The organism is Streptomyces avidinii, from assembly GCF_014650695.1.
Lineage (GTDB): Bacteria > Actinomycetota > Actinomycetes > Streptomycetales > Streptomycetaceae > Streptomyces > Streptomyces avidinii.
In genome coordinates this window covers 423882-447261 of record NZ_BMVL01000007.1, presented here as the reverse complement: position 1 = coordinate 447261, position 23380 = coordinate 423882, and the positions used below count along the sequence as shown (strand labels likewise).

The 23380-nt window shown below is 71.9% G+C and carries 21 protein-coding genes; 12 read left to right on the top strand and 9 right to left on the bottom strand.

Going from position 1 to position 23380, the window contains the following annotated elements; genetic code table 11:
• Positions 1-7: 7 nt before the first annotated feature.
• The 5 genes from IE257_RS21245 to IE257_RS21225 all read right to left on the bottom strand — a co-directional run bounded on the left by IE257_RS21245 (position 8) and on the right by IE257_RS21225 (position 8583).
• Positions 8-1567 (bottom strand): phage tail sheath family protein, encoded by a 1560-nt coding sequence (locus IE257_RS21245; RefSeq protein ID WP_189970857.1) that lies wholly within the window; start codon positions 1565-1567, stop codon positions 8-10.
• Positions 1568-1739: 172 nt separating this feature from the next.
• Positions 1740-3839, bottom strand: coding sequence for an ATP-binding protein (locus IE257_RS21240; RefSeq protein ID WP_189970855.1), 2100 nt, complete (start codon positions 3837-3839; stop codon positions 1740-1742).
• Positions 3836-4540 carry a Pvc16 family protein gene (locus tag IE257_RS21235; RefSeq protein ID WP_189970853.1) on the bottom strand — a complete coding sequence of 235 codons (705 nt, stop codon included), beginning with the start codon at positions 4538-4540 and terminating at the stop codon, positions 3836-3838. Before IE257_RS21235 ends, IE257_RS21240 begins: the two co-directional genes overlap by 4 nt.
• Complete coding sequence (locus tag IE257_RS21230; RefSeq protein WP_189970851.1) at positions 4537-7719, bottom strand: DUF11 domain-containing protein; 3183 nt, start codon at positions 7717-7719, stop codon at positions 4537-4539. Before IE257_RS21230 ends, IE257_RS21235 begins: the two co-directional genes overlap by 4 nt.
• 198 nt (positions 7720-7917) lie before the next feature.
• Positions 7918-8583, bottom strand: coding sequence for a helix-turn-helix transcriptional regulator (locus tag IE257_RS21225; protein ID WP_229920549.1), 666 nt, complete (start codon positions 8581-8583; stop codon positions 7918-7920).
• A 168-nt stretch (positions 8584-8751) separates the two neighbouring features.
• On the opposite strand from IE257_RS21225, the gene IE257_RS21220 reads away from it, so the two are divergent.
• Positions 8752-10143 carry a COG1470 family protein gene (locus tag IE257_RS21220; protein ID WP_189970847.1) on the top strand — a complete coding sequence of 464 codons (1392 nt, stop codon included), beginning with the start codon at positions 8752-8754 and terminating at the stop codon, positions 10141-10143.
• A gap of 325 nt (positions 10144-10468) precedes the next feature.
• Here IE257_RS21220 and IE257_RS21215 read toward each other — a convergent pair whose 3' ends face one another.
• Entirely contained in the window at positions 10469-11080 is a 612-nt protein-coding gene (locus tag IE257_RS21215) for a potassium channel family protein (RefSeq protein ID WP_229920548.1), read from the bottom strand.
• A gap of 320 nt (positions 11081-11400) precedes the next feature.
• Between IE257_RS21215 and IE257_RS21210 the strand changes: the two genes are divergently transcribed.
• A complete protein-coding gene (locus IE257_RS21210) occupies positions 11401-12096 on the top strand; it encodes a hypothetical protein (RefSeq protein ID WP_189970844.1) in 696 nt (231 codons plus the stop codon).
• A 104-nt stretch (positions 12097-12200) separates the two neighbouring features.
• On the top strand, positions 12201-12638 hold the full coding sequence (locus IE257_RS21205) for a hypothetical protein (RefSeq protein WP_189970842.1): 438 nt from the start codon (positions 12201-12203) through the stop codon (positions 12636-12638).
• A gap of 124 nt (positions 12639-12762) precedes the next feature.
• Here IE257_RS21205 and IE257_RS21200 read toward each other — a convergent pair whose 3' ends face one another.
• Positions 12763-13362, bottom strand: coding sequence for a hypothetical protein (locus IE257_RS21200; protein ID WP_078626517.1), 600 nt, complete (start codon positions 13360-13362; stop codon positions 12763-12765).
• 133 nt (positions 13363-13495) lie between these two features.
• Between IE257_RS21200 and hemL the strand changes: the two genes are divergently transcribed.
• From hemL to IE257_RS21160, 8 genes are all read left to right on the top strand, one after another.
• The gene (hemL, locus tag IE257_RS21195; protein WP_189970840.1) at positions 13496-14818 is read left to right on the top strand and encodes a glutamate-1-semialdehyde 2,1-aminomutase; all 1323 of its coding nucleotides are present in this window, start codon (positions 13496-13498) and stop codon (positions 14816-14818) included.
• Complete coding sequence (locus IE257_RS21190; RefSeq protein ID WP_189970838.1) at positions 14815-15522, top strand: histidine phosphatase family protein; 708 nt, start codon at positions 14815-14817, stop codon at positions 15520-15522. The genes hemL and IE257_RS21190 overlap by 4 nt, the downstream gene beginning before the upstream one ends.
• Positions 15523-15787: 265 nt before the next feature.
• Positions 15788-17023 carry a polysaccharide deacetylase family protein gene (locus tag IE257_RS21185; RefSeq protein WP_189971049.1) on the top strand — a complete coding sequence of 412 codons (1236 nt, stop codon included), beginning with the start codon at positions 15788-15790 and terminating at the stop codon, positions 17021-17023.
• A 90-nt stretch (positions 17024-17113) separates the two neighbouring features.
• The gene (locus IE257_RS21180; protein WP_189970836.1) at positions 17114-17746 is read left to right on the top strand and encodes a TlpA family protein disulfide reductase; all 633 of its coding nucleotides are present in this window, start codon (positions 17114-17116) and stop codon (positions 17744-17746) included.
• A gap of 4 nt (positions 17747-17750) precedes the next feature.
• The gene (locus IE257_RS21175) at positions 17751-18524 is read left to right on the top strand and encodes a cytochrome c biogenesis CcdA family protein (protein WP_189970834.1); all 774 of its coding nucleotides are present in this window, start codon (positions 17751-17753) and stop codon (positions 18522-18524) included.
• 13 nt (positions 18525-18537) lie between these two features.
• Positions 18538-20319: a cytochrome c biogenesis protein ResB gene (resB, locus tag IE257_RS21170; RefSeq protein WP_189970832.1), complete on the top strand. Its 1782-nt coding sequence runs from the start codon at positions 18538-18540 to the stop codon at positions 20317-20319.
• Positions 20316-21413 carry a c-type cytochrome biogenesis protein CcsB gene (ccsB, locus tag IE257_RS21165; protein ID WP_189970830.1) on the top strand — a complete coding sequence of 366 codons (1098 nt, stop codon included), beginning with the start codon at positions 20316-20318 and terminating at the stop codon, positions 21411-21413. Before resB ends, ccsB begins: the two co-directional genes overlap by 4 nt.
• Before the next feature lie 25 nt (positions 21414-21438).
• Positions 21439-21942, top strand: a complete 504-nt coding sequence (locus tag IE257_RS21160) for an SRPBCC domain-containing protein (protein WP_189970828.1) — start codon at positions 21439-21441, stop codon at positions 21940-21942.
• An 89-nt stretch (positions 21943-22031) separates the two neighbouring features.
• Here the strand turns inward: IE257_RS21160 and IE257_RS21155 are convergent, their stop codons facing one another.
• Positions 22032-22496, bottom strand: a complete 465-nt coding sequence (locus IE257_RS21155) for a MarR family winged helix-turn-helix transcriptional regulator (protein ID WP_189970826.1) — start codon at positions 22494-22496, stop codon at positions 22032-22034.
• A 98-nt stretch (positions 22497-22594) separates the two neighbouring features.
• On the opposite strand from IE257_RS21155, the gene IE257_RS21150 reads away from it, so the two are divergent.
• Positions 22595-22960 (top strand): cupin domain-containing protein, encoded by a 366-nt coding sequence (locus tag IE257_RS21150; protein ID WP_229920547.1) that lies wholly within the window; start codon positions 22595-22597, stop codon positions 22958-22960.
• Positions 22961-23038: 78 nt separating this feature from the next.
• Here the strand turns inward: IE257_RS21150 and IE257_RS21145 are convergent, their stop codons facing one another.
• Positions 23039-23335: a PLD nuclease N-terminal domain-containing protein gene (locus IE257_RS21145; RefSeq protein ID WP_189970823.1), complete on the bottom strand. Its 297-nt coding sequence runs from the start codon at positions 23333-23335 to the stop codon at positions 23039-23041.
• Between the last annotated feature and the right edge of the window lie 45 nt (positions 23336-23380).

Below are 23380 nucleotides of genomic sequence, written 5' to 3'. Positions count from 1 at the left end.
CGGAGGGTCACTCGTCGACGAGGCTGGTGCTGTCGGAGAACTGGGCCAGCCGGAAGACCACGAACTCGGCGGGCTTGACGGGTGACACACCGATCTCACAGACCACGCGGCCCTGGTCGATCGATTCCTGCGGGTTGTTGTCCCGGTCGCACTTGACGTAGAACGCCTCCGCCGCCGTGCGGCCGAACAGCGCGCCGCGGCGCCATTCCTCGGTGAGGAACGCGGTGACGTTGCGCCGGATGCTCGACCAGAGCCGGTCGTCGTTCGGCTCGAAGACCACCCACTGGGTACCCAGGAGGATGGACTCCTCCAGGTAGTTGAAGAGGCGGCGCACGTTCAGGTAGCGCCAGGCCGGGTCCGAGGAGAGGGTGCGGGCGCCCCAGATCCGGATGCCCCGGCCGGGGAAGGCCCGTACGCAGTTCACCCCGATCGGGTTGAGCAGGTCCTGCTCGCCCTTGCTCAGGCGCAGTTCCAGGTCCACCGCACCGCGGATCACCTCGTTGGCGGGGGCCTTGTGCACACCGCGCTCGGCGTCGCTGCGCGCCCACACACCGGCGACGTGGCCGCTCGGCGGGACGGTCGTGTTGCGCCCGGCGGCCGGGTCGAAGACCCGCACCCACGGGTAGTACAGGGTGGCGTAGCGGGAGTCGTAGCCCGCCTCGTCGTTGCGCCAGGTGCGCACCTGCTGCGCGGAGAGCCCGGGCGGGGTGTCCAGGACGGCCACCCGGTCGCCCATCTGCTCGCAGTGCGAGATCACCGCGAGCTGCACGGTGCGCACGCCCTCGGAGTCGATGTCGCCGCGCTGGTAGGCGCTCATCAGGTCCGGCACCGCGACCATGGTGATCTCGTCGATGGTCTCCAGACCGGCGAACCCGGTGCGGGCGGCGGAGTCGCCGACGTACTCGGCCGGGTCGAGCCGCGCCACGCCGGCGCCGCCGGCCGGAGCGGGCGACGCGGCGGAGGCGTCGGGCACGACGACGGTCTGCCCGGCGGGCCGGGTCTGGGTCGCGCCCCGCTGCTCGGTGACCTCGATCAGCTTCGAGGCGCGGGCCTGGGTGACGAGGTAGCCCTTGACGTTCTTGCGGGCGGAGACCTCGTAGGTCTCGGCCACCTGCTCGCCCTGGCGGACCACGATCTTGAAGCGGTCCTCGGGCGGGTTCTCGCCCTCCGCGGCGGCGATCTCCACGGACACTCCGGTGACGCCCGGCCGGGCCGCGATCAGGAAGCCGCCGAGCTCGACGGGCTCCGCGGCGCGGGGCTGGGGGACGGAGCCCGCGGCGGCCGGTGCGGAGGCGTCCCGGGCCTGCCCGCCGATGCGGACGACGTACGCGGCGCCGCCGCCGTTGGCGAAGTACCCGTAGACGGCGTGCGGCAGGTAGGTGCCCTCGGTGAAGCCGCCGAACCGCTGGGAGTACTGGTCCCAGCTGGTGACCAGAGTCGGCTCGTGGAACGGGCCGGTCTGGGCGAAGCCCACGAACGCGGCGACGGCGGTGCCGACCCCTTCGATCGGGCGAGCACCGGACTGCACCTCCTCCACGTACACGCCCGGGGTGAGGTACGTCGGCATGCTCGCTCCTTCGGGTTACAGCTGCGCCATCAGGTCTGACCACAGCCTTTCCGTCGGCCGCCGCCTGCGACAAGGGCGTTCGGACCTGGCCGGGGGCAAGTGCGATGCCCTCCCGGTCGCCAGCGCCGGGCCGGCCAGGCACCGCGCTGCGCCCGTCGGCCGGCGCCCGCGCTCACACGCCGGTGACCTGGCTCAGGTACGGCCCGAACTCGCCCTCCAGGACCAGGCGGCCGAGCTTGCGGTACTCCTGGGCGACCGCCGTCACCACCTGGCCCATGGTCAGGGGTTCGCCCGACGCGGCCGCGGAGTAGGCGGCCGTCACGGCGCACGCCCGGATCGAGCCCCCGGACAGCTCGAAGCGGTCCGCACAGAAGCCGAGATCGAGGTCGCCGGCCCGGGGCAGCCGCTCGCCCAGGCACCGCTCCCACAGGGCCAGGCGCTGGGCGGCGTCGGGCACCGGGAAGTCGGCGACCACGTCCAGGCGGCGGGTGAACGCCTCGTCGAGGTTGGCCCGCAGATTGGTGGTGAGGACGGCGATGCCGTCGAACGACTCCATCCGCTGGAGCAGGTAGGCCGACTCCATATTGGCGTGCTTGTCGTGGGAGTCCTTCACCTCGGAGCGTTTGCCGAAGATCGCGTCGGCCTCGTCGAACAGCAGCACCGCGTTGACGGCCGAGGCCTCGGTGAAGATCCGTTCCAGGTTCTTCTCGGTCTCACCGACGTACTTGTCGACGACCGTGGACAGGTCCACCACGTACAGGTCCATGCCCAGGTCGGCCGCGACCACTTCGGCGGACATGGTCTTGCCGGTGCCTGAGGACCCGGCGAACAGCGCGATCACCCCGCGTCCGCGCCCGCCGCCGGGCCGCATGCCCCACTGCCCGAGCACCTGGTCGCGGTGGCGGGCGCGTACGGCGAGTTCCCGCAGCCGGCGGTGGGTGGGCGCGGGCAGTACCAGGTCGTCCCAGCCGACCGCGGGCTCCACCCGGCGGGCGAGGCGGGCGAGCCCCGCGCCGTTCTGGGCCCGTACGGCGGTGCGCAGGCCCTCGGCGGAGAGCGGGCGGCCGTCGAGCGCCGCGGTGCGCACCGCGGTGTCGGCGGCGCGCCGCAGCTGCCCGGCGTCCAGGCGGTGCGCGGACACGGACCGGGCGAGCTCGGGGATGTCCCCGTCCGCGCCGCGTCCTGCGGCGGCTCCCTCCAGCGCGTGCCGCCAGCGGGTGACGTGCCGGTCGGGGGTGGCGGCCGCCACCGTCAGGGTGACGGGGGTGTCGGCCGCCCAGGCGGGTTCCCAACCGCTCGTTCCGTGGGTGAACAGGGGGATGCCGCGCAGCGCGGTGCACAGCGTGCGCAGGATGCGGGTCCGTTCGTCGGGCTTGTCGGGCAGTTCCTCCAGCGGCCCCAGCAGCACACCGGCGCCCGTCAGCCGGGCCTCGCGGGCGGTGGCGCGGGCGAGTTCGGGCACGGCGCCGGCGTGCCGGGCCAGCGCCGCCGTGTCCAGCGCCAGGGGGCCCGGCCCGCACGCGTGCAGGGCGGCGGCGGCCAGGCCTTCCGCGTCGCCGCCGCGGGCCCGCAGGTGGACGTGGCGGGTGCCGCTGCCGGCCGCGGCGACGGCCCGCCGCAGCTCGGCCGGGTCGACGGCCGGGTCGTCGTGCGCCCGGCCGAGCACCTCGGCCAGTCGCGGATCGGGCCAGGCGTCGCCGAGCAGATGCGCGGTGACCCGGTCCGGGATGGCCAGCACCCGGGACAGGGGCGGCCGTTCCGGCTCGGTGACCTCCAGGAGGCCGCCCGCGACCAGCGGCGCGGTGGGGGAGAGCCGGAACCGCGCGGCTCCCGACCCGGTGCGGCCGCACAGTTCGAGGGCGAGGCCGACGGTGGGCCGGCGGCGCGTCAGGTCGTCGTTGAGGTAGCCGTAGAGCCGCTCGAAGCGGGCGTCCAGGTCCGGCGCCACGGCCACCAGGAGCAGGTCCAGGTCGAGCGGCTCCAGTGCGAAGCGCGTGGCGAGGACGTCGAGGGGCGAGCCGGCCGGCGGTGCGGCCGGCGCGGGCGCGGGCAGCGCGGGTCCGTGCGGTGCGTCCAGGATGCGGGCGACCGCCTCGGGCGTGAGGTACTGGCCCCGGTAGGGGTCGTCCGGGTCGGGATCGACGGCCCGCCGGAGCTCCACCGCCCGGCGCACCCGCTCCTCGACGAGCCGGAGCCGTGTCCACAGGTACGGGGTGGTGTCGGCCGTGGCCGTGGCTGCGGGCGCGGCCGGCGGCGCGGCGGTGTGCGTCACGGCTGCCGTTCCCCCCGTCGGCGGCGCGCGGGGGCGCCCGGCCGTTCCCGGGATCCGCCGAAGCCCTCGGGCCCCGGCTCGACCGTCTCGGTGTAGCGCAGCCGGCGCGCACCCCCGTCCCCGTCGGGTGCGGCCTGCGGTACGGAGCGCACGACGAGCCCCTCGGTGACCGGCGGGGCCGCGGCCCTGCTGATGCCCGCCAGCGGCGCCTTCACGCGCAGCCCGAGGGAGGGCTTCAGCTCGCCGCCGAGCGCCGACCACACGTCGGAGGCGGCCGGTGCGTCCAGGCCGGTGCCGCCCGCGTCCACGTCCACGAGCAGGCCGAGTTCGGCGAGCGTGCCGGTGAGCATGTGCGGGGGCAGCGTGTCGGTGTTCACGAGGCAGCCGAGCACCTGGGAGAGCAGCCGGTGCTCGTCCTGCGGCCGGCTCGCCCACGCGGTGACCAGGTACGTCAGCTCGAACCAGCGCGGCGGGGTGCGGCGCGCGACGACGAACCCGTCGGCGTCGTACACCTCGCCGGCGCCGCTGCCGCGCCGGGTGGCGTCCTCGCGGATGTCGTACAGGAACACGCAGACCGTGGGCGCGCTGCGGCGCGCCGCCCAGTCACTCGTCGGGGCGTCGAAGACCACCTCGACGCCCGACGCCTCCAGGCCGGACTCCGCCAGCAGCCGGCGCAGCCCCTCGTCGACTTCGTGGATCACCGGCGGGTCACCTCGTCGGGCGGCTGCACCGAACCGTTGACCACGAGGAAGTCGGTCTGCACCGGCGAGAAGCCGGGGCCGCTCGCGGTGATGATCCGGGGGCCCGTCTGGTCCTTGGCCAGGATCAGCAGCTGGCCGATGAAGGTGCCGTCGCGCCGGGGGAAGGTGGGTGCCGCCGCTGCCGTGATGCCCGGCTTCCACGTGAACCGCACCGGCACGCCGGACGGGAAGTCCTCGCCGCGTACGGAGGTGACGAAGCCGGGCTTGCCGATCGGCGGCACGGCCACGATGCGCGGCTGGAGGATGCGCAGTTGCTCCTGGGCGGTGTTGTCGCGGGGGTCGGCGTCGGTGCCGGTCGTGGTCAGGTTGCCGGTCACCTGAGCGGTGAGTGCCTTGTCCGGGTTGAGGACGACGCGCAGGACGGTCCGTGCGCCCGGCGCCAGGTCCGGCAGGACGCACTCCCCGTTCGTGTCGCAGCCCGGCGGCGGTCCGCCGGCCGGTACGCCCTGCGGGAGGCCGATGCGCAGCCGCAGGCCGGTGGCCAGGGCGTTGCGGCCGTTGCGGACGGTGTACGTGACGACGACGCGGCCGCCCACGTAGCCGGGGTTCGGCTGCGCCGTGATGCTCAGCCCGGGGCCGGCCGGGGGTGCGGGCGGTTCCGGCCGGGGCGCGGGCGGGGTCGTCGGCGGGGCCGGAGTGGGCGGCACCGGGGTCGGCGTCGGCGGCGTGGGGGTCGGCTTCGGGGGTACGGGTGCCTCGCGCACCGGCACCACGGTCCGGCCGGAGTTGTCGCTGGGACGGGGGTCGATCACGGTGCCGGTGACCGACCAGTCCACCGGCTGCTCCCCGGGGGTGATGCCGGTGAGGGTGACGGTCACCGGGACGGTGGCGCCGGGGGTCACCACGCCCAGCGTGCAGGTCAGCGCCGCCGCGTCACACGTGGCGCCGGGTGCGGTGAGCGCGGTGACGTTCACCCCGAGCGGGGGCGCGACGGTCAGCCGGGTACCGGGCGAGGCCGCGGGGCCCTGGTTGACGACGTCCACCCGGACCGTGGCGGAGTCCCCGACGGTGAGCGGCGGGGCCTTCTCGGGTGCCCGTACCGCGAGGTCCACGGACTGCTGCACGCCGGGCTCCTTCTGGCGGCCCGGCAGGCCCGTGACGAGCAGGGTGTGGTTGCCGGAGGCCACGTCCACCAGCTTGAGCTTCTCAGGGCTGTTGGGGGCCCGTGAGCCGCGGGCACTGAGGACCAGGCTCTTGCCGTCGGCGGTCCATGCGGCGTCGCGGGGCTGGAACGGTCCCTTGGCCGGGGGTTCGGGCAGTTCGCGGCCGCAGGCTCCCGGCACGTCGCGGGCGGCGGTGGGGAGCAGGACCCGGCAGGCACCGCCGCCGGCCGCGGAGGCGAGCAGGATGCCGCTGCGCTCGTCGACGCGGCCGCCGCCGTTCTTGCGGTTGAAGGCGATGGTGGCGCCGTCCGGTGAGAACGCGGGGCTGTCGTCGATGACCTCGCAGGCACCGGGACAGAGGGTGGCGCTCAGGTCGCGCTGCCGGTCCAGGTGGTCCACGGGCACGGTCCAGACGTGCTTGTTGCCGCCACGGCCGTTGATCACGAGGTTCCGGGTGAAGGCCAGGGTCGTGCCGTCGGAGGACCACGTGGGCTGGGCATCGCCGAGCCGGTCCTGGCCGGCGGGCGGGGTGATCTCGCCGCGGATCGCCCCGGTGGCGGCGTCCGCGATCAGGATGCGCGCGGGGCCCGTGTCACCGCCGACGCCACCGGGCGAGGTCCGGGTGAAGGCCAGGAGCTTGCCGTCGGGGGAGAACGCCGGGTCGGTGTCCCAGTCCTTGGGGCCGCGGCCGGCGAGCGGCAGGACCGCCTCGTTGGTGCCGTCGGCGTCCGCCGTCCAGATCCGTTCGATCCGGCCCTCACGTGTGTCCTCGAAGCGGGTCAGTACGATCCTGCGCCCGTCGGGCGTGTAGTTCTGCCGCTCGGTCCACGGGTCGAAGTCGGGGGCGGGCTGGAACAGCGGGTCCTTGGCCGGGTCCGTGTTGGTGTCGGCCGCCGGGTCCTCCTTGAGGATGGTCAGGTTGAGGTCGCGGGGGTCGGAGCCGTCCATCCGGGCGTCCTGCAGGGTCACCACGTGCGGCCCGGCAGCCGAGGTCCGCTCGACCACGACACCGCCGCCCTTCAGCGGACCGAGCCAGGTGGGCGGGCCGACCTCGCGGTCCTCGCTGAGCACGAGCTCGGGGGTGTCCGCCGAGTGCGCGGGCACCCGGAAGACGTGGTCCCAGTCGCCCTTGCAGTCACAGGTGCGGTCCGGGCTGAGGAAGAGCACACCGTTCCCGTCGGGCAGCCACGCTGCACCGTGGGTGCGCCAGTTCGCCTGGGCGCCCGCCAGCAGCGGACCGCCGCCGCGCCCGTCGGTCCAGCGCAGGCGGGGCCCGGCCGTGCCGGTGGTGGTGGCGGTGTAGGCGATCACGTCCCGGTTGGCGGTGTCGTCCACCGGGTTCCACACCGGCTCGGTGGCCGTGCCGCCCGCGGGGTCGGTGACGCGGGTGGCGGCGCCGCCGCGCAGGGGGCGTACGTAGACCTGCCGCCCGGCGGCCGGGTCGCTGTCGGAGGAGTACGCCAGCCGTCCGCCCTCCGGCGAGACCGTGGGGTGCTCCTCGTCCGCGGGCGAGTCGGTCAGCCGGGTGAGGCCGGTGCCGTCGGTGCGCACCAGGTACAGGTCGCGCTGGGGGCCGCCGGAACCCGAGGGCTGGGCGGAGTCGAAGACGACCGACCGGCCGTCCGGCGTCAGCCGGGGGTTCGCCACGTCGAGGCCGCTGGTCAGGCGGCGTACCGAGCCGTCCGCGGAGCGCAGGTAGACCTGCGGGGTCCGCTCGTCGCGGCGGCCGGCGAAGACCAACTGGTCGCCCAGCGCGGCGGGCTGGGTGTCCATGTGGGCCGGCCCCTCGCCGAACAGGGGGGTGCTGGACGTGCCGGTCGCCACCCGGCCCAGACTGCGGTGGCGCGTACCGGCGTACACGACCCGGCCGTCACCGGCGTCGGCCGCCAGGGGGCGCGCCTCGGCGTCGCCAGGGCCGGTGGCCGCCGTCACCGCGAGCAGGGGGACGAGCAGCAGCAGCGGTGCGCAGGCCCTCCCCCAGCGGCGTCGACGACTGCCGGAGCCACCCGTGCCCATCACGGTCCACCTCACAGTCCGGTACAGCTTCACGTATGACGCCGCCACTGTGCGGCCCGGCAGCGGCGGCCGGCAGGGCCGCGGGGCCGCACCCGGGGGAAGCGACCGGTGCGCTTTCGGGCAGTGGGGGTGCGGGCCGCCGGGGCCGGCGGGCCGCGGTCCGGGCGCCGGCTCCCGCCGCCGGCTCCCTTCGCACGGTCAGATCAGCCCGTTGCGCAGGGCGTATCCGACCGCATGCGTGCGATTGCGCAGGTGCAGCCGCGTGATGATCTCGCTCAGCACGTTCTTGACGGTCCGTTCGGAGTACGAGGTCTTGCGCGCGATCTCCGCGGTGTCCAGGCCCTCCGACACCAGGCGCAGCATGTCGGCCTCGCGCGCGGTCAGGGTGGACAGGGACACGGCGTGCGGGTCGAGGGGAGAACGCTGCAGGCTGCCCACGTGATCGAGGAGCTTCGCGAGCAGGTCGCCGGGCAGCACCCCCTCGCCGTTGGCTATCGCCAGGACCAGACGCAGCAGCCGGTCCTGGTCGGCCTCGCTGCGTCGCAGCACCGCGGTGACCCCGCATTCGATGGCCCGCTGCAAGGCGTCCCCGGATTCGAACGTGCCGACCACGAGCCCGGTGCGCGTGCTGGAGTCGTGCCGCAGCCGGTACAGCAGGGCGGCCGTCTCGTCGTCCACGCTGTCCACGGCGACGAGCGACACCTGCGCGCCGTCGGCGACGTCGACGAGTTCGATCTCGGGGCGCTGGCGCAGCTGGTGGACGACCCCGACGTGCAGGATCGGGTCCGGTGCGTAGACGGCCACGGTGACCCGTTCGCCGGCGCCGGATGAGGTGACGGTTCCTGTGTTCTGAGACTGGGTCATGTGTCGTACCTGTTCCATGATGCGTATGTGGGGTTACGGATGGAGAGGGATGGTCAACAAGTGGCTGGGCACTCGTAATTGATGAGAGTCCTTGGGGGCATGCGGGTTGCCCGGGGCGTTGCCCTCGTGTACGTGGAGGAGGCGTGGGATGCGTCATAGCGTCGTGGTGTGACATCCCCAGCAGCCTCTTCGAGCCCTGGTGCGCCCGTCCTCGACATCCCGCCGGTATCGGTGACGCCGGGCGGTACCGCATCCACCACCCTGACCGTCCGCAACGACAGCGACATCGTCGAGGCGTACCGCTTGGAAGTCGTCGGCGACTGCGCTGCCTGGACCACGGTGGAACCCGAGCGGGTCTCGCTCTACCCGGGCACCTCGGAAACGGTGACGATCCTTCTGGCGCCGCCCCGTTCATCGCAGGTACGGGCGGGGGACGTGCCGCTGGCCGTTCGCGTGCTGCCCACCGAGCAGCCCGAGGCCGTGCGGGTCCCCGAAACCACCGTGCATGTGGAGGAATTCCGGGAGTTGCGGGCTGAGAGCGCTCCCAGGCGGCGCCGCGGCTGGCTGCGCGGACGCTATCGGCTGGCCGTGCGCAACGAGGGCAACTGCCCCGTACGGCTGGGCTTCACGCCCGCCCAGCCGGGGGAGGAGCTGAAGTTCGCCTTCGCGCCCACGGAGCTGAAGCTGGAGCCGGGGGAGTCGGCGGAGGTGGGGCTGCGGGTCCGCACCGGCCGGCCGGTGTGGTTCGGGACCCCGGTGACCTGGCCGTTCACCGTCGCTGTGGCCGAACTCGAAGCCGACGCCGAAGCCGGCGGAGGCGAGGGCAAGGACGGAAAGGGCGTCAAGGACACCAAGGAGGCCAGGGAGCGGCCGGACCAGGACCCCGTCCGGGCGCCGCTGGACGTGGAGTTCGTCCAGATCCCGATCTTCCCGACCTGGCTGCTCGCGGTACTGGCCGCGCTGCTCGCGCTGCTGCTCGCCTGGTTCCTTCTGGTGCGTCCGGCCGTGCGCAGTACGGCCAAGGAGGCCGCCGACGAGGCGGTCCAGAAGAAGCCGACGCCCAGTGCGGACCTGAACGGGCAGACCCCGGTGACCGGCGACGGCAAGCAGCCGGGCGGCGGCAAGGGCACCCAGCCCGGCGCGGGCGGAGCCGGCCCGGGTGGTGGCACCGGCGGTGGCGGAGGCGGCGGTACCGGGACCGGAGGGGCGCAGAGCTCGGCCACCATCGACCTGCAGACGGGCGGTGGGCAGTCCAAGACCGGTACCTACACGGTGCCCGCGGGCAAGGCCTTCGGGATCACGGACATCGTTGTCGCGAACTTCCAGGGCGACGAAGGGGTGGTGACCATCGACTTCGGTGACCGCAAGATCACGACGATCGCGCTGGAGACGTTCCGCAACCAGGACTACCACTGGGTCACCCCCATCAGCATCACCGAGAGCCAGACTGTGACCGTTCAGGTGACCTGTGCAAAGCCAGGTACCCCGGCCACCGGCCGTCAGGCGCAGGAGTGTCACGAGGTGCTCAACGTGAGCGGCGTGCTGAGCGACCTCCGGTGACCCGAGCGGCACGGCCATAGTGGGTCAGGTTGTACGCCGGGGCAAAGAGGGCCTTTGCCCCGGCGTCCGGAAACCAGCACTCCTGAGGATCGATCGGGCGTTCCCCTCGCAACCGCCCGCTTTCGTTTCGACAGTGCCTGGAACGGTTAACCCGGGTACGCGCGCCACCAGTTGGTGAAGCGCCAAAAATGGCCTGAATTGGTCTCTCTCTTCCGGTCCGGTCAATGCGTGGTGATTCCCACGTGCCGGCCCGGTTCCAGGACCACGGCAGCCGCCCCGGGGCCGGCCGTGTTCGGCAGCATCGCCCGGGGCCGCAGCAGGTCCTTCAGGAGGGAACGCGAGCCGCCGGATCTCCCGGGTGCCGCGCTCCACCGGAGTCACGGGCCGGGCGGCGTGCCGTCGCTCCACCGGGACCGGCAGACTGATCACGGCGTTCCCGGCCCCGCTGGACCGCGTTGGCCAGGAGCCGGGCCGCCACGCCGAGGAGCAGCAGATTCAGCGTGATCTGCCCCGTGGTCAGCGCCCGGGCCGGCTCGCTCCGCGCCGTGATGTCCCCGAATCCGACCGTGCTGAACACGGTCATCGCGAAGTACAACCCGTCGGTGCGCGACAGAGGTTCGCTGAAGCTGCCCGGCGCGCTGTGCTCCAGCAGGAAGCAGGCGGTGGCGTACAGCAGGACGAACAGCGGCACGGTGATCGCCATGGCCTCCATGGCCTTCAGCCCGGGCCACGGCGACAGTGTGATCCTGCGGATCTGCCAGGCCAGGAGCACCACCACGGCCGCGACGCCACCGACCAGCACGAGGACGGTGGTGGCCGTGAAGGCCGAGTCCATGGGCAGCAGGTAGTAGGCGGTCACGAGGAGTGCCGCCGTCACCAGCGAACGCACCGAGGCGAGCAGTACCTGCCGACGGTGACGACCCGAGTTGCCCTTCACGACTCCACCCCCACCGCAGCGCATGCCCTGCCCCCAACCTCCCCGCCGGCCGGGGTGATCCGCGGCAGGCGCACCAGGACATCACCGGCATGGCCGCCTCGTGCGTACGCCGTGACTTCGCCGGCAGCAGCGTTTCGCGTCGGCCCGCACCCGCCTCCTGACCGCGATCACGGCGGGGACGGCGCCGGGAGAAGGGCCACACGGGTGATCGGAGACGGAACCGGCCCGGACGCACGGCGCCGCAAGCCGCCCCCGGGGCGGCGCGCGTACGATCACCGCGAACGGCACGCGCGGCCGCGTACCCCCGCGAGGAGTGGGTGATGACCGCTTCCGGCTCCGGACACGAACCCGCTCCGACCAGCGGGTGGGACGCCCGCCTGTACCGGCGGTGGATCGGCTACAACACGCTCGCCTTCATCACCGTGCTGACCGTCGGGTTCCTGCTGATCCTGCTGGGCAACGACGTCCTCCACATGAACCTGGCCAGCCACAACGTGATCCTCGCGCTCCTGATCGCGACCCTGGGGGCCGCACTGTTCGGCGGAGTCCTGGGAGCCCTGCAGTGGCTGGTCGTCAAGGAGCGGGTCCCCGTCCCCCGCAAGGTGTGGATCACTTCCAACGTCGGTCCGGCGCTGCTCGCATGGCTGGTGGTGATCATGCCCGCGGTGATCAGCGCGCAGGACTCCCACGAGACGGTCTCGACGGCCTACCTGCTGGCCGCCAGCCAGAGCCTGGCCCTGGGCCCCCTGCTCGGGCTGTCGCAGTCACTGGTCCTGCGCAAGGTCACCACGCGCTGGAAGTGGTGGATCGGAGCGAACCTCGCCTCCTGGCTCATCGTCGACGCCGTCATCTACCTGCTCTCCCGATGGGCGGACGACCTCAACGTCCTCACCGGTGACGGATCCCTGATCGAGGTCTACCTGACCCTGATCGCCACCACACCCCTGACCGGCAGGGCCCTGCTGTGGGTACTGGCCCCCTCAGCCCTCACCAGCCAGGCCGGGCAGGCCCCGTAAGGGCCGCCCGGGGAAGTCGAACGGCCGGGTCAGGGCCAGACGAGGCAGTACGGCTGGTGGCCGGATGTGCCCTGATCCATCCCGCACCGCCGAGGAGTACACCTGTGGACGCGTCCCAGCTTGCCGAACTGCGCACCATGTACGTCTTCACCCCCATAGAGGGGCAGACCTGGGGGCTGACGTATGACAGCTTGAAGGCCAGGCTCCTGGAGCGTGATCCGGACGAGTTCATCCGGATCGAGGAAGGCGGGCAGATCCGCGGCTCGGCCATGCACTACGGCATCACCCTCGACGGCGAAGAGCTCGAAGGCTACGCACGCGTCCGGCCGGAAGGCGTCTCGATCCTCGATGCCACTGCCCGAGCGGCTGCCGACTTCGCCGGCTGGCTTCGGGAGCACATCGTCCCGGAGGGCGTGGCGATGACCTTCAACACTGCATGGGGGTTGGAAGAGGACCTGCCGGATGCCCCGGTCCCCGAAGTGACGCGTCCCCGGCTCATCGCGGCCTTCCTCGCCCACCTCGAAGCCACCGGCCTGGAGTGAGTGCACCGAGGCGGTGCGGCGGTCGTCGCTGCCCTCGATGTGCCCTGGCCGCCTGACGGACGGCTTTCGAGCAGGGCCGGGCAGCCCCCTGCGCAGGGCCGCCCGGGGAAGTCGAACGGCCGGGTCAGGGCCAGACGAGGCAGTACGGCTGGTGGCCGGCTTCGTGGAGGCGGTGCGAGAAGTCCTGCCACTCGTGGAGCAGCTGGTAGACGTTGAAGGCGTCGCTCGGGCCGCCGCGGTCCGGGACCGTGGACCAGATGAAGGCCGCCGCGCCCACCGACTCCTCGCCGATCCCGCGCAGCGGGTCGACGACCGTCATCGGGAGCTTGACCACCGCGTAGTCGGGGTGGAGGACGACCAGCTCCAGCGGGGGCACCTTGTGGAGGGGTATGCCTTCGATGCCGGTCAGGACCATCGCGGCCACCGTCTCCGGCTTGATCTTGGTGAAGAGGCCGCCCATGCCGAGCTCGTCGCCGCCGAGCTCCTCCGGCCGCATCGTGACCGGGACCCGGGCCGCCGTGGCGCCGTCGGGGGCGCCGAAGTACTTGTACGTCACTCCCATGCCGCGGCCCTTGGGAAGGTCGTCCGACGGGGTCGTGGGCACGGGGACGGCGTCGGCCGCCTCCGTTCCGCGGCGGCGGTGCTTGCCCCGGCGGCGGGCCTCGCGGGCGCGCTGCGGATCGAGGCCGTCCGTTCCCTCGCCCGGTCCACCACCGCGTTGCATATCTCCACCCGACTGGTCTTGCTTGCCCCGGCCCCGCGGCCCCCGCCACGCAGCCTGATCATCATGGCAGTGACCTCCCCCGCGGCGACGCGGTGAAACGCCCGTCCGCAAGTCTGTCGCGGCCTCTGAGACCATGGCTGGTGTGAGCTACCCGTACCCGTATGAAGCCCCAGTTTCGCAGACGCTCTTCGAGCGCGCCTCCCTCGTGACCCCCGGCGGCGTGAACTCTCCCGTCCGCGCCTTCCGCGCCGTGGGCGGTACGCCCCGGTTCATGGTGTCCGGGACCGGTCCGTACCTCACCGATGCCGACGGTCGTGAGTACGTCGACCTCGTGTGCTCGTGGGGACCGATGATCCTCGGCCATTCCCACCCCGAGGTGATGGAGGCCGTACACGCGGCCGTCGCCCGTGGTACGTCCTTCGGTACGCCCGGCGAGGGCGAGGTCGCGCTGGCCGAGGAGATCGTCGCGCGCGTCACACCGGTGGAGCAGGTCCGCCTGGTCTCCTCGGGCACCGAGGCGACCATGTCGGCGATCCGGCTGGCACGCGGCTTCACCGGTCGCGCCAAGGTCGTGAAGTTCGCCGGCTGCTACCACGGTCACGTGGACGCGCTGCTGGCCGCCGCCGGTTCCGGTCTGGCGACCTTCGCCCTGCCGGACACCCCCGGCGTGACGGGCGCGCAGGCCGGCGACACGATCGTCCTCCCCTACAACGACCTCGAAGCGGTACGTGCGGCCTTCGCCGCGCACCCCGGTGAGATCGCGTGCGTGATCACCGAGGCCGCGCCCGGCAACATGGGTGTGGTCACCCCCGCCGAGGGCTTCAACCAGGGCCTCGCGGACCTCTGCCGCGAGAACGGCGCGCTCTACATCTCCGACGAGGTCATGACGGGCTTCCGGACCTCCCGCGCCGGCTGGTACGGCGTCGACGGGGTGCGGCCCGACCTGATGACCTTCGGCAAGGTCATGGGCGGCGGCTTCCCCGCCGCGGCCTTCGGCGGCCGCGCCGACGTCATGGGCCACCTCGCCCCGGTCGGTCCCGTCTACCAGGCCGGCACGCTCTCCGGCAATCCCATCGCCACCGCCGCCGGTCTCGCGCAGCTGCGCCTGCTCGACGGCGCCGCGTACGAGAAGGTCGACGCGGTCTCGAAGGAGATCCAGGGCCTGGTCACCGGCGCCCTCGCCAAGGAGGGCGTGGCGCACCGGCTGCAGACCGCGTCCAACATGTTCTCCGTCTTCTTCACCGAGGACGAGGTGCGCAACTACGACGACGCGAAGAAGCAGGAGAGCTTCCGCTTCAACGGGTTCTTCCACTCGATGCTGGCGCAGGGCGTCTACCTGCCGCCGTCCGCCTTCGAGTCCTGGTTCGTGTCCACCGCCCACGACGAGAAGGCGATCGAGCGCATCGCGGCGGCACTGCCGGCCGCCGCCCGAGCCGCCGCGGAGGCCACCGCATGAGCAGCAGCACCACGCCCCCCACACCTGCCACTCCCGACCTCACCGTCGTGCACCTGGTGCGCCACGGCGAGGTGCACAACCCCGACGGCGTGCTCTACGGGCGTCGTGACGGCTACCACCTCTCCGAGCTGGGCCGGCAGATGGCGGACCGGGTCGCCGAGCACCTCAAGGGCCGGGACATCGCCTACGTGGTGTCCTCCCCGCTGGAGCGGGCGCAGGAGACGGCGGAGCCGATCGCCAAGGTCCACGGCCTGGACCTGGCGACCGACGCGCGGCTGCTGGAGGCGGAGAACGTCTTCGAGGGCAAGACCTTCGGTGTCGGTGACGGCGCCCTGCGCAAGCCCGGCAACTGGAAGCACCTGACGAACCCGTTCAAGCCGTCCTGGGGCGAGCCGTACGTCGAGCAGGTGGTCCGGATGATGAGCGCGCTGGAGGCGGCGCGCGACGCGGCCCGCGGCCGTGAGGCGGTGGCGGTCAGCCACCAGCTGCCGATCTGGATCGTGCGCAGCTTCGCGGAGAAGCGTCGGCTGTGGCACGACCCGCGACGTCGGCAGTGCACGCTCGCCTCGATGACGTCCTTCACCTTCCAGGGCGACAAGCTCGTGTCGGTGGGCTACAGCGAGCCGGCCCGGGACCTGGTCCCGGCCCATCTGCTGGCCGGAGCCAAGCCGGTGAAGGGCAAGTCCAAGGCGTTCGGCGCCTAGGCAGGCTCTTTCGGATCGTGCCGGGCCCGATCCGAGCCCGGGCCCGATCCCGGACCTGAGGCGAGCCCGGGCCCGATCCGAGCCCGGTCCGGGCCCGCATCCCCGCATGATCGAGGGACTGTTACAGGCCGTTACGGTTCTCCCCAACTAAATACAAGACGCGCGGGAATCACCGTGTCAGCTCGCATGTCCGATCTGATTGTCCGTTTATATGGACATCGGGCCGGTATGGGTGGTCGACAGTGGGGACGGTGACATGCGCGACATCAGGGGAGTCAGTCGGAGGGGGCTGCTGGGACTGGGACTCGGTGCGGCCGCCGCGATGGGTGTCGCGGGCTGCGGCTCATCGGGCGAACCGGGTCCCGGCGCTCCCGGATCCGCCGAGCATCCGAACGGCCCGAAGCCCGGCCGGGAGCCGCTGTCCAGGCCCATCGGCGACGGCTCCACCGCCGACACCGGCCCGCAGCCGCACCAGCCGGACGCGCCCGTGCCGCTCCAGCCGGGCGAGACCCCACCGCAGTTCGTCGTCTTCAGCTGGGACGGCGCGGGCGAGATCGGCAACGGCCTCTTCCCGCGCTTCCTCAAGCTCGCCAAGGACCACGGCGCGGCCATGACCTTCTTCCTCTCCGGCATCTACCTGCTGCCCGAGTCGAAGCGGCACCTCTACCTGCCGCCGAACAACCCGGCCGGGGCCTCGGACATCGGATTCCTCAAGGACGAGAACATCCGCTCCACCTTGAAGTACGTCCGCGAGGCCTGGCTCGACGGGCACGAAATAGGGACCCACTTCAACGGCCACTTCTGCGCCGGCTCCGGCTCGGTCGGCAGGTGGACCCCGGAGGACTGGCAGAGCGAGATCGACCAGGCTGTGTCGTTCGTCACCAACTGGCGCACGAACACCGGGTTCACCGACCTCGAACCCCTGCCCTTCGACTACGGCAAGGAGCTGAAGGGGTCCCGCACCCCCTGCCTGCTCGGCCGGGACAACCTGCTGCCGACGGCCCAGCGGCTGGGCTGGCGCTACGACTCCGGCTCGCCCGGCGGCCTCCAGGTCTGGCCGGTGCGCCGGTCCGGCGTCTGGGACCTGCCGCTGCAGTCGCTGCCCTTCCCCGGGCACTCCTTCGAGGTCCTGTCGATGGACTACAACATCCTCGCCAACCAGTCGAAGAACAGTACGCGGGGGCTGCCCGCCAACTACCCGGGCTGGCGCACCCAGGCCACGGCCACCTACCTCGGCGGTTTCCGGCGGGCCTACGAGACCAACCGCGCGCCCCTCTTCATCGGCAACCACTTCGAGGAGTGGAACGGCGGCATCTACATGGATGCCGTCGAGGAAGCCCTCAAGGGCATGGCGGACAAAAGGGATGTACGCCTCGTATCCTTCCGGCAGTTCGTCGACTGGCTGGAGGTCCAGGACCCCAAGGTGCTCGCCAGGCTCCAGGGCCTCGGCCCGGGTCGGCCACCGGCCGGCGGCTGGAGCGCGTACCTGACCGCCACCTGACGGGATCCGGGGAACATCGACTGACCAGGGCATTGACATCCCTCCGGGGGGCGCGGAAGATCCGCGAATTGCTCATGCGAAACTTTTCACATGAGCCCTCGCCGCGCCCCCCGCCGCCGCCGCTCGACCGGCGGCCGTGCCACCCTGCTGACCGTGGTGACCCTCGCGGGCGCCCTGACGCTGTCGGCGTGCTCGGGTTCGGACGGCGGCACGGCCGCCACCGGGTCCGGCGGCAACTACGTCACGGGCGCGAGCGGCATCGCCACCGTCTCGAAGGGCGAGCGCACCGAGGCGCCCAAGCTCGACGGCGAGACGGTCGACGGGCAGAACCTCGACACCACCACCCTCAAGGGCAAGGTCGTGGTCCTCAACGTGTGGGGTTCCTGGTGCCCGCCGTGCCGCGCCGAGGCCCCGGCGTTCGCGAAGGTCTCCAAGGAGCTCGCCGAGGCCGGCAAGGACGTCGTCTTCGTGGGCATCAACACCCGCGACAACGAGAAGCAGAAGGCGGTCGCCTTCGAAGAGGCCTTCGGGATCACCTACCCGAGCCTCTTCGACCCCGACGGCAAGCTGATGCTCCGTTTCCCCAAGGGCAGCCTCAACCCGAACGCCATCCCCTCCACGCTCGTCCTGGACAAGGAGGGCAGGATCGCCGCACGGACCCTGGCCCCCCTCGGCGAGGACAAACTGCGCTCGATGATCGACCCCGTCCTCGCGGAGCAGTGACCTCGTGGTCGAGTACGTCCTCGCCGCAGAGGCCACCGGCGTGAACGAGACGGTCCTGAACGGGGCGCTGCTGCTGGCGCTGCCGATCTCGCTGCTCGCCGGCCTCGTCTCCTTCTTCTCCCCCTGCGTGCTGCCGCTCGTTCCCGGCTACCTCTCCTACGTGACCGGCGTCAGCGGCGCCGACCTCGCCGAGGCGCGCCGCGGGCGGATGCTGGCGGGCGCCAGCCTGTTCATCGCGGGCTTCACCGCCGTCTTCGTCTCCACCGGCGCGCTCTTCGGCTACTTCGGCGCCGAGCTCCAGGAGAACAAGCAGATCATCTCCCGGGTCCTGGGCGGCCTGGTGATCGTGCTCGGGCTCTTCTTCATGGGCGCGATCCCGGGTCTCACGATGCGGGAGTTCCGCTTCCACAAGAAGCCGACGGCGGGCCTGCTCGGCGCGCCCGTGCTCGGTGTGCTCTTCGGTGTCGGCTGGACCCCCTGCATGGGCCCGACGCTCGCCGCCGTCAACACCCTTTCCATCGACCAGGCGAGCGCCGGCCGGGGCGCGCTGCTGACCGTCGTCTACTGCCTGGGCCTCGGCGTGCCCTTCATCCTCGCCGCGATCGCCTTCCGCAAGGCGCTCGGTGCGTTCGGCTGGGTGAAGAAGCACTATGCATGGGTGATGCGCATCGGTGGCGGCATGCTGATCCTGACCGGTCTGCTGCTCGTCACAGGAATGTGGGACAGCATCGTCCGCGACATGCAGAGCTGGACCCAAAGCTTCACGGTGGGGATCTGAGGACTACAGGCACATGAGTACGACAGACAAAGCGAGCCCCGAGACGTCCGACGAGACAACCGACGAGACAACCGACGAGACGCCCGGCGAGACGTCCGAGGCGGAGTCGCGGGCGTCCGCCGCGGCGGACGCCACCGACGCCGCCGCCGGCGCCCAGCTCTCCACCGCCCCGCTGGAGGACAGCCCCGGCGGTCCGGCCGTCGGCATCGGCGTGATCGGCTGGGCCCGCTGGTTCTGGCGGCAGCTCACCTCCATGCGGGTGGCGCTGATCCTGCTCTTCCTGCTGTCCCTGGGCGCCATCCCCGGCTCCCTCATCCCGCAGAACAACGTCGACGCGCTGAAGGTCGCGAGCTGGAAGCGGGACAACCCGTCCTGGGTGACCGTCGCCGAGAAGCTCCAGCTCTTCGACGTCTACAGCTCGGTGTGGTTCTCCGCGATCTACCTGCTGCTGTTCATCTCCCTCATCGGCTGCATCGTGCCGCGCTCCTGGCAGTTCGTCGGCCAGCTCCGCGGCCGTCCGCCGGGTGCGCCCCGGCGCCTGGACCGGCTCCCCGCCCACACCACCTGGCGCACCGAGAAGACCCCGGACGAGGTCCTCTCGTACGCGCGGACCGTGCTGCGCGGCAGCCGCTTCCGCACCGAGCTGGGCAAGGGCCAGGTCGCGGCGGAGAAGGGCTACCTCCGCGAGGCCGGGAACCTGATCTTCCACGTCGCGCTGATCGTGATGCTGGTGGCCTTCGCCTGGGGCCAGTACTTCAAGTCCGAGGGCGGCAAGCTGGTCCTGCGCGGCAGCGGCTTCTCGAACACGCTCACCCAGTACGACGACTTCAAGTCCGGCGGTCTCTTCGACCCGGACGACCTGCCGCCCTTCAGCTTCACGCTGGACCGGTTCGACGCGACGTACGAGATGACCGGCCCGCAGCGGGGCACCCCGCGTGACTTCAAGGCGTACGTCACCTTCTCGGAGGGCGCCCACGGCACCCCGCAGAAGCGCGAGATCCAGGTCAACAAGCCCCTTGAGGTCGACGGCTCCAAGGTCTACCTGCTCGGGCACGGCTACGCGCCGATCGTCTCGGTGACCGACCCCACCGGCAAGGTGATCTTCAAGGACGCCGTGCCGGTGCTGCCGCAGGACGCCAACCTCACCTCCACCGGAGCCGTCAAGGTCACCGACGGCTACAAGGACAAGGACGGCAAGACGGAGCAGCTCGGCTTCAACGCCGTCTTCGTGCCGACCTTCGCGGGCGAGGGCAAGGGAACGATGTTCTCGCAGTTCCCGGCGCTGCTCATGCCGCGGCTCATGCTCAACGCCTTCCACGGCAGCCTCGGCGTGGACTCGGGTCTGCCGCAGAACGTGTACGTGCTCAAGACGGACAAGATGGAGCCGTTCAAGGACGAGTCGGGCCAGCAGTTCAAGCAGAAGCTGGAGCTCGGCCAGACGATGACCCTGCCGAACGGCGCGGGCACCGTGAAGTTCGAGGGCATCGAGCGCTGGGCCACCTTCTCCGTCACCCAGCAGCCCGGCAGCGGCCTCGCCCTCGCGGGCGCGATCGCCGCCATCGCGGGCCTGGCCGGATCGCTGTTCATCCAGCGCCGCCGGATCTGGGTCCGCGCGGTGACCGGCAAGGACGGCGTGACCGTCGTCGAGATGGCGGGCCTGGGCCGCAGCGAGTCCACCCGGCTCCCGCAGGAGCTGGCGGAGCTCGCCGCCACGCTGCACCAGCAGGCGCCGAGTGCGCCTGCCGCATTGGCCGAAACACGTGTTGAAGAAACCCCTGAAGGAGAGCGCGGATGACGCCGCTCGCAGCCGCAGCCAACGAGAATCTGGCTGAGATCAGCAACTACCTGATCTATTCGTCGATGGCGGTCTACATGCTCGCCTTCTTCGCGCACATCGCCGAGTGGACCTTCGGCAGCCGCAGCAAGGTGGCCCGTACGGCCGCCGCGCTGACCGGCGCCAAGGAGACCGGTGCGGCCCGGGCCGCCGCCCCCGCAGTCCAGGTCCGCGGCAAGGCCGGCGCCACCGCCGTCCTCGACCAGCCCAAGGTCACCACCCGCTCCGCCGCGGGCATCCGCGACGTACCGGACGGCCCCGGTGCCGCCGGCGGCACCGTGCAGGGCGACCTGTACGGGCGGATCGCGGTCTCGCTGACCGCACTCGCCTTCCTCGTGGAGGCGGGCGGGGTCGTGGCCCGCGCCCTGTCGGTGCAGCGCGCCCCCTGGGGCAACATGTACGAGTTCTCGATCACCTTCTCCACGGTGGCCGTCGGCGCGTACCTGGTCCTGCTGGCCCTGAAGAAGAACGTCCGCTGGCTCGGCCTGATCCTGGTCACCACCGTCCTGCTGGACCTCGGCATCGCCGTCACCTGGCTCTACACCGACAGCGACCAGCTGGTCCCGGCCCTGCACTCGTACTGGCTGTGGATCCACGTCTCCACCGCGATCTTCTGCGGCGCCGTCTTCTACATCGGTGCTGCGGGCGCGGTCCTCTACCTCTTCCGGGACTCCTACGAGAGCCAGCTGGAGGCGGGCCGCACGCCCGGGAAGTTCCGCACCTCGGTGCTGGAGCGGCTGCCCTCGGCGGCCTCCCTCGACAAGTTCTCCTACCGCATCAACGCGGCCGTCTTCCCGCTGTGGACCTTCACGATCATCGCGGGCGCGATCTGGGCGGGCGACGCCTGGGGCCGTTACTGGGGCTGGGACCCCAAGGAGGTCTGGTCCTTCGTGACCTGGGTGGCGTACGCCTGCTACCTGCACGCCCGTGCCACCGCCGGCTGGAAGGGCCGCAAGGCCGCGTACCTGGCGCTCTTCGCCTTCGCCTGCTGGATCTGGAACTACTACGGCGTGAACATCCTGCTCAGCGGCAAGCACTCGTACGCGGGCGTCTGACCGGCGGGAGTGGGACGCTGGTGGCATGTCCCTCGTGAGTCATGCCACCAGCGAGCACCTGGACGAGAACCACTGGCTGCTCCGCTTCGAGCTGCACCTGCCGCACGCCTACGAGGCCCTGTGGACGGCCCTGACCACACCTGACGGCCTGCGCGGCTGGCTGGCGGCGGCGGACGTCCTGGAGCGCAGGCTCGGCGGGGCGGTCACCCTGCGCTGGCTGAACACGGGGACCGTGGTCAGCGGGCACGTCACCGCCTGGGACGTGGAACGGGTCGCCGAGTACACGGTCACCGAGCACGGGCGGATCCGCTTCCACCTGGAGCCGGTCGGTACCGATTCGACGGTGATCCGGTTCGTGAACGAGCGGGGCGGCCCGGAGGCCACACGCCTCGACTGCCTGGCGGGCTGGCACGAGCACTTCGAGCTGCTGGACTCCGCGCTGGCCGGGCGGCCCGCGGACTGGGCCGCCTGGACGGACACCCGCTGGGCCGCGCTGCGCGAGGCCTACGCCTCCCTCGCCCGGGCCTAGGCCGTCTCTTTCGGATCTTGCCGGGCCCGGCACCGGACGCCGCGGGCTCGGCCGACAAGATCCGAAAGAGACGGCCCAGGACGGCTTCCTCACCAGACCGGGCGCAGCGGCGGCAGCGGTCCCTCTCCGTGGAAGGTGCGCACGACCTGTCCGAGGCCCCGGCGCAGGGCGGGCAGGTCGGTCTCGCGGCCGAGTCCGGCCTCCAGCTCGTGCAGGATCCGGCCCGCGACGGCGAGGTGGTCCCGGGCCGCCGGGGTGAGGACCACCAGTTTGCGGCGGCCGCCCTCGGGGTGCGGCTCGCGGCGGACGTATCCGCGCTTCTCCAGGTCGTCGACGAGCTGCCCGGCGGCCTGCTTGGTCACCCCGAGCCGCTCGGCGAGCTCGGTGGCGGTGGCGCCGGAGCGCCCGAGGGCCTGGAAGGCCATGCCGTGCACCGGGCGCAGGTCCGGGTATCCGGCCTCGGCGACGCGCCGGGTGAACTCGCCCAGCAGCAGTTGGAAGCCCAGGCCGAGCAGGAACAGCAGCTCGACGCCCTCGTTCTCGTCTCTCGTCACGCAAATATGGTGACACGGCAGAGTCAAGCTGCTTTACTCCCATCAAGTAAAGAAGCTTTACTCACTTGCGAAGAGAATGACGAGGAACCGCCTTGCACGTGATCAGCGTTTCGCCCGAGAACGTCATCACCACCCCCAACGCCACCATGACCGGCCTCGCCGCCCCCAGCCGCGGCAGCGTCGAGCTCAGCAGCTGGCACGTCGTCATGCCCGCGGGCAGCGCCGGCCCCGAGCACTCCGTCAGCCGCGAGCAGGTGTGGACCCTGACCGCCGGCTCCCTGGAGGTCACCTGCGAGGGCCGCACCGAGCAGGTCGCCGCCGGCCGGACCCTGGTCCTGCCGCCGGACGTGCTGCGCCGGATCCACGCCCGCGAGACCTTCGAGGCCCACGTCGTGATGCGCGCCGACGGCGTGGTGTCGGTCCCCGGGGAGGAGGGCACCCGCGTGCTGCCGTGGGCCCGGTAGGGGCGCGCGTACGCGCGGAGCGCGGCAAGCCGCGGGTGGTGGCTGCGTCCTGAGCCGAACGGGCCGGGCCCGCCGGGCTCAGTCCTTGTCGTCCCTGTCCTTCTTCTCCTGCTCGTCGCGCAGCGACTTCAGGAATTCCGGGTTGTCGTCGGGCGCCACCCACTGCGTCCGGCGCGCCCGGCCACCGCCCGATCGCACCCGCTGCCGCCCCGCGAACAGCCACGCCACCGGCCCCACGATGGAGAAGAGCAGGATGATGATCACCCAGACCACCTTGGGGAGGTGCTTGACGTCCTCCTCCGGGGTGTTCAGGCAATCGATGAAGGCGTAGATGGTCAGCGCGAGGATCAGCAGGAACGGCAGATAGCGCAGCACGGTGTGGGACCGACTCCCAGTCAGTGACGGGGGGCCCGCGTCGGG

Excerpts from the sequence above, each read along its gene's own strand:
- ccsB (WP_189970830.1), top strand. The coding sequence starts at position 20,316 with ATGACGCCGCTCGCAGCCGCAGCCAACGAGAATCTGGCTGAGATCAGC.
- IE257_RS21180 (WP_189970836.1), top strand. The coding sequence starts at position 17,114 with ATGAGCCCTCGCCGCGCCCCCCGCCGCCGCCGCTCGACCGGCGGCCGT.
- IE257_RS21200 (WP_078626517.1), bottom strand. The coding sequence starts at position 13,362 with ATGCAACGCGGTGGTGGACCGGGCGAGGGAACGGACGGCCTCGATCCG.
- IE257_RS21190 (WP_189970838.1), top strand. The coding sequence starts at position 14,815 with ATGAGCAGCAGCACCACGCCCCCCACACCTGCCACTCCCGACCTCACC.
- resB (WP_189970832.1), top strand. The coding sequence starts at position 18,538 with ATGAGTACGACAGACAAAGCGAGCCCCGAGACGTCCGACGAGACAACC.
- IE257_RS21225 (WP_229920549.1), bottom strand. The coding sequence starts at position 8,583 with ATGACCCAGTCTCAGAACACAGGAACCGTCACCTCATCCGGCGCCGGC.
- hemL (WP_189970840.1), top strand. The coding sequence starts at position 13,496 with ATGGCTGGTGTGAGCTACCCGTACCCGTATGAAGCCCCAGTTTCGCAG.
- IE257_RS21245 (WP_189970857.1), bottom strand. The coding sequence starts at position 1,567 with ATGCCGACGTACCTCACCCCGGGCGTGTACGTGGAGGAGGTGCAGTCC.
- IE257_RS21210 (WP_189970844.1), top strand. The coding sequence starts at position 11,401 with ATGACCGCTTCCGGCTCCGGACACGAACCCGCTCCGACCAGCGGGTGG.
- IE257_RS21160 (WP_189970828.1), top strand. The coding sequence starts at position 21,439 with ATGTCCCTCGTGAGTCATGCCACCAGCGAGCACCTGGACGAGAACCAC.
- IE257_RS21230 (WP_189970851.1), bottom strand. The coding sequence starts at position 7,719 with ATGGGCACGGGTGGCTCCGGCAGTCGTCGACGCCGCTGGGGGAGGGCC.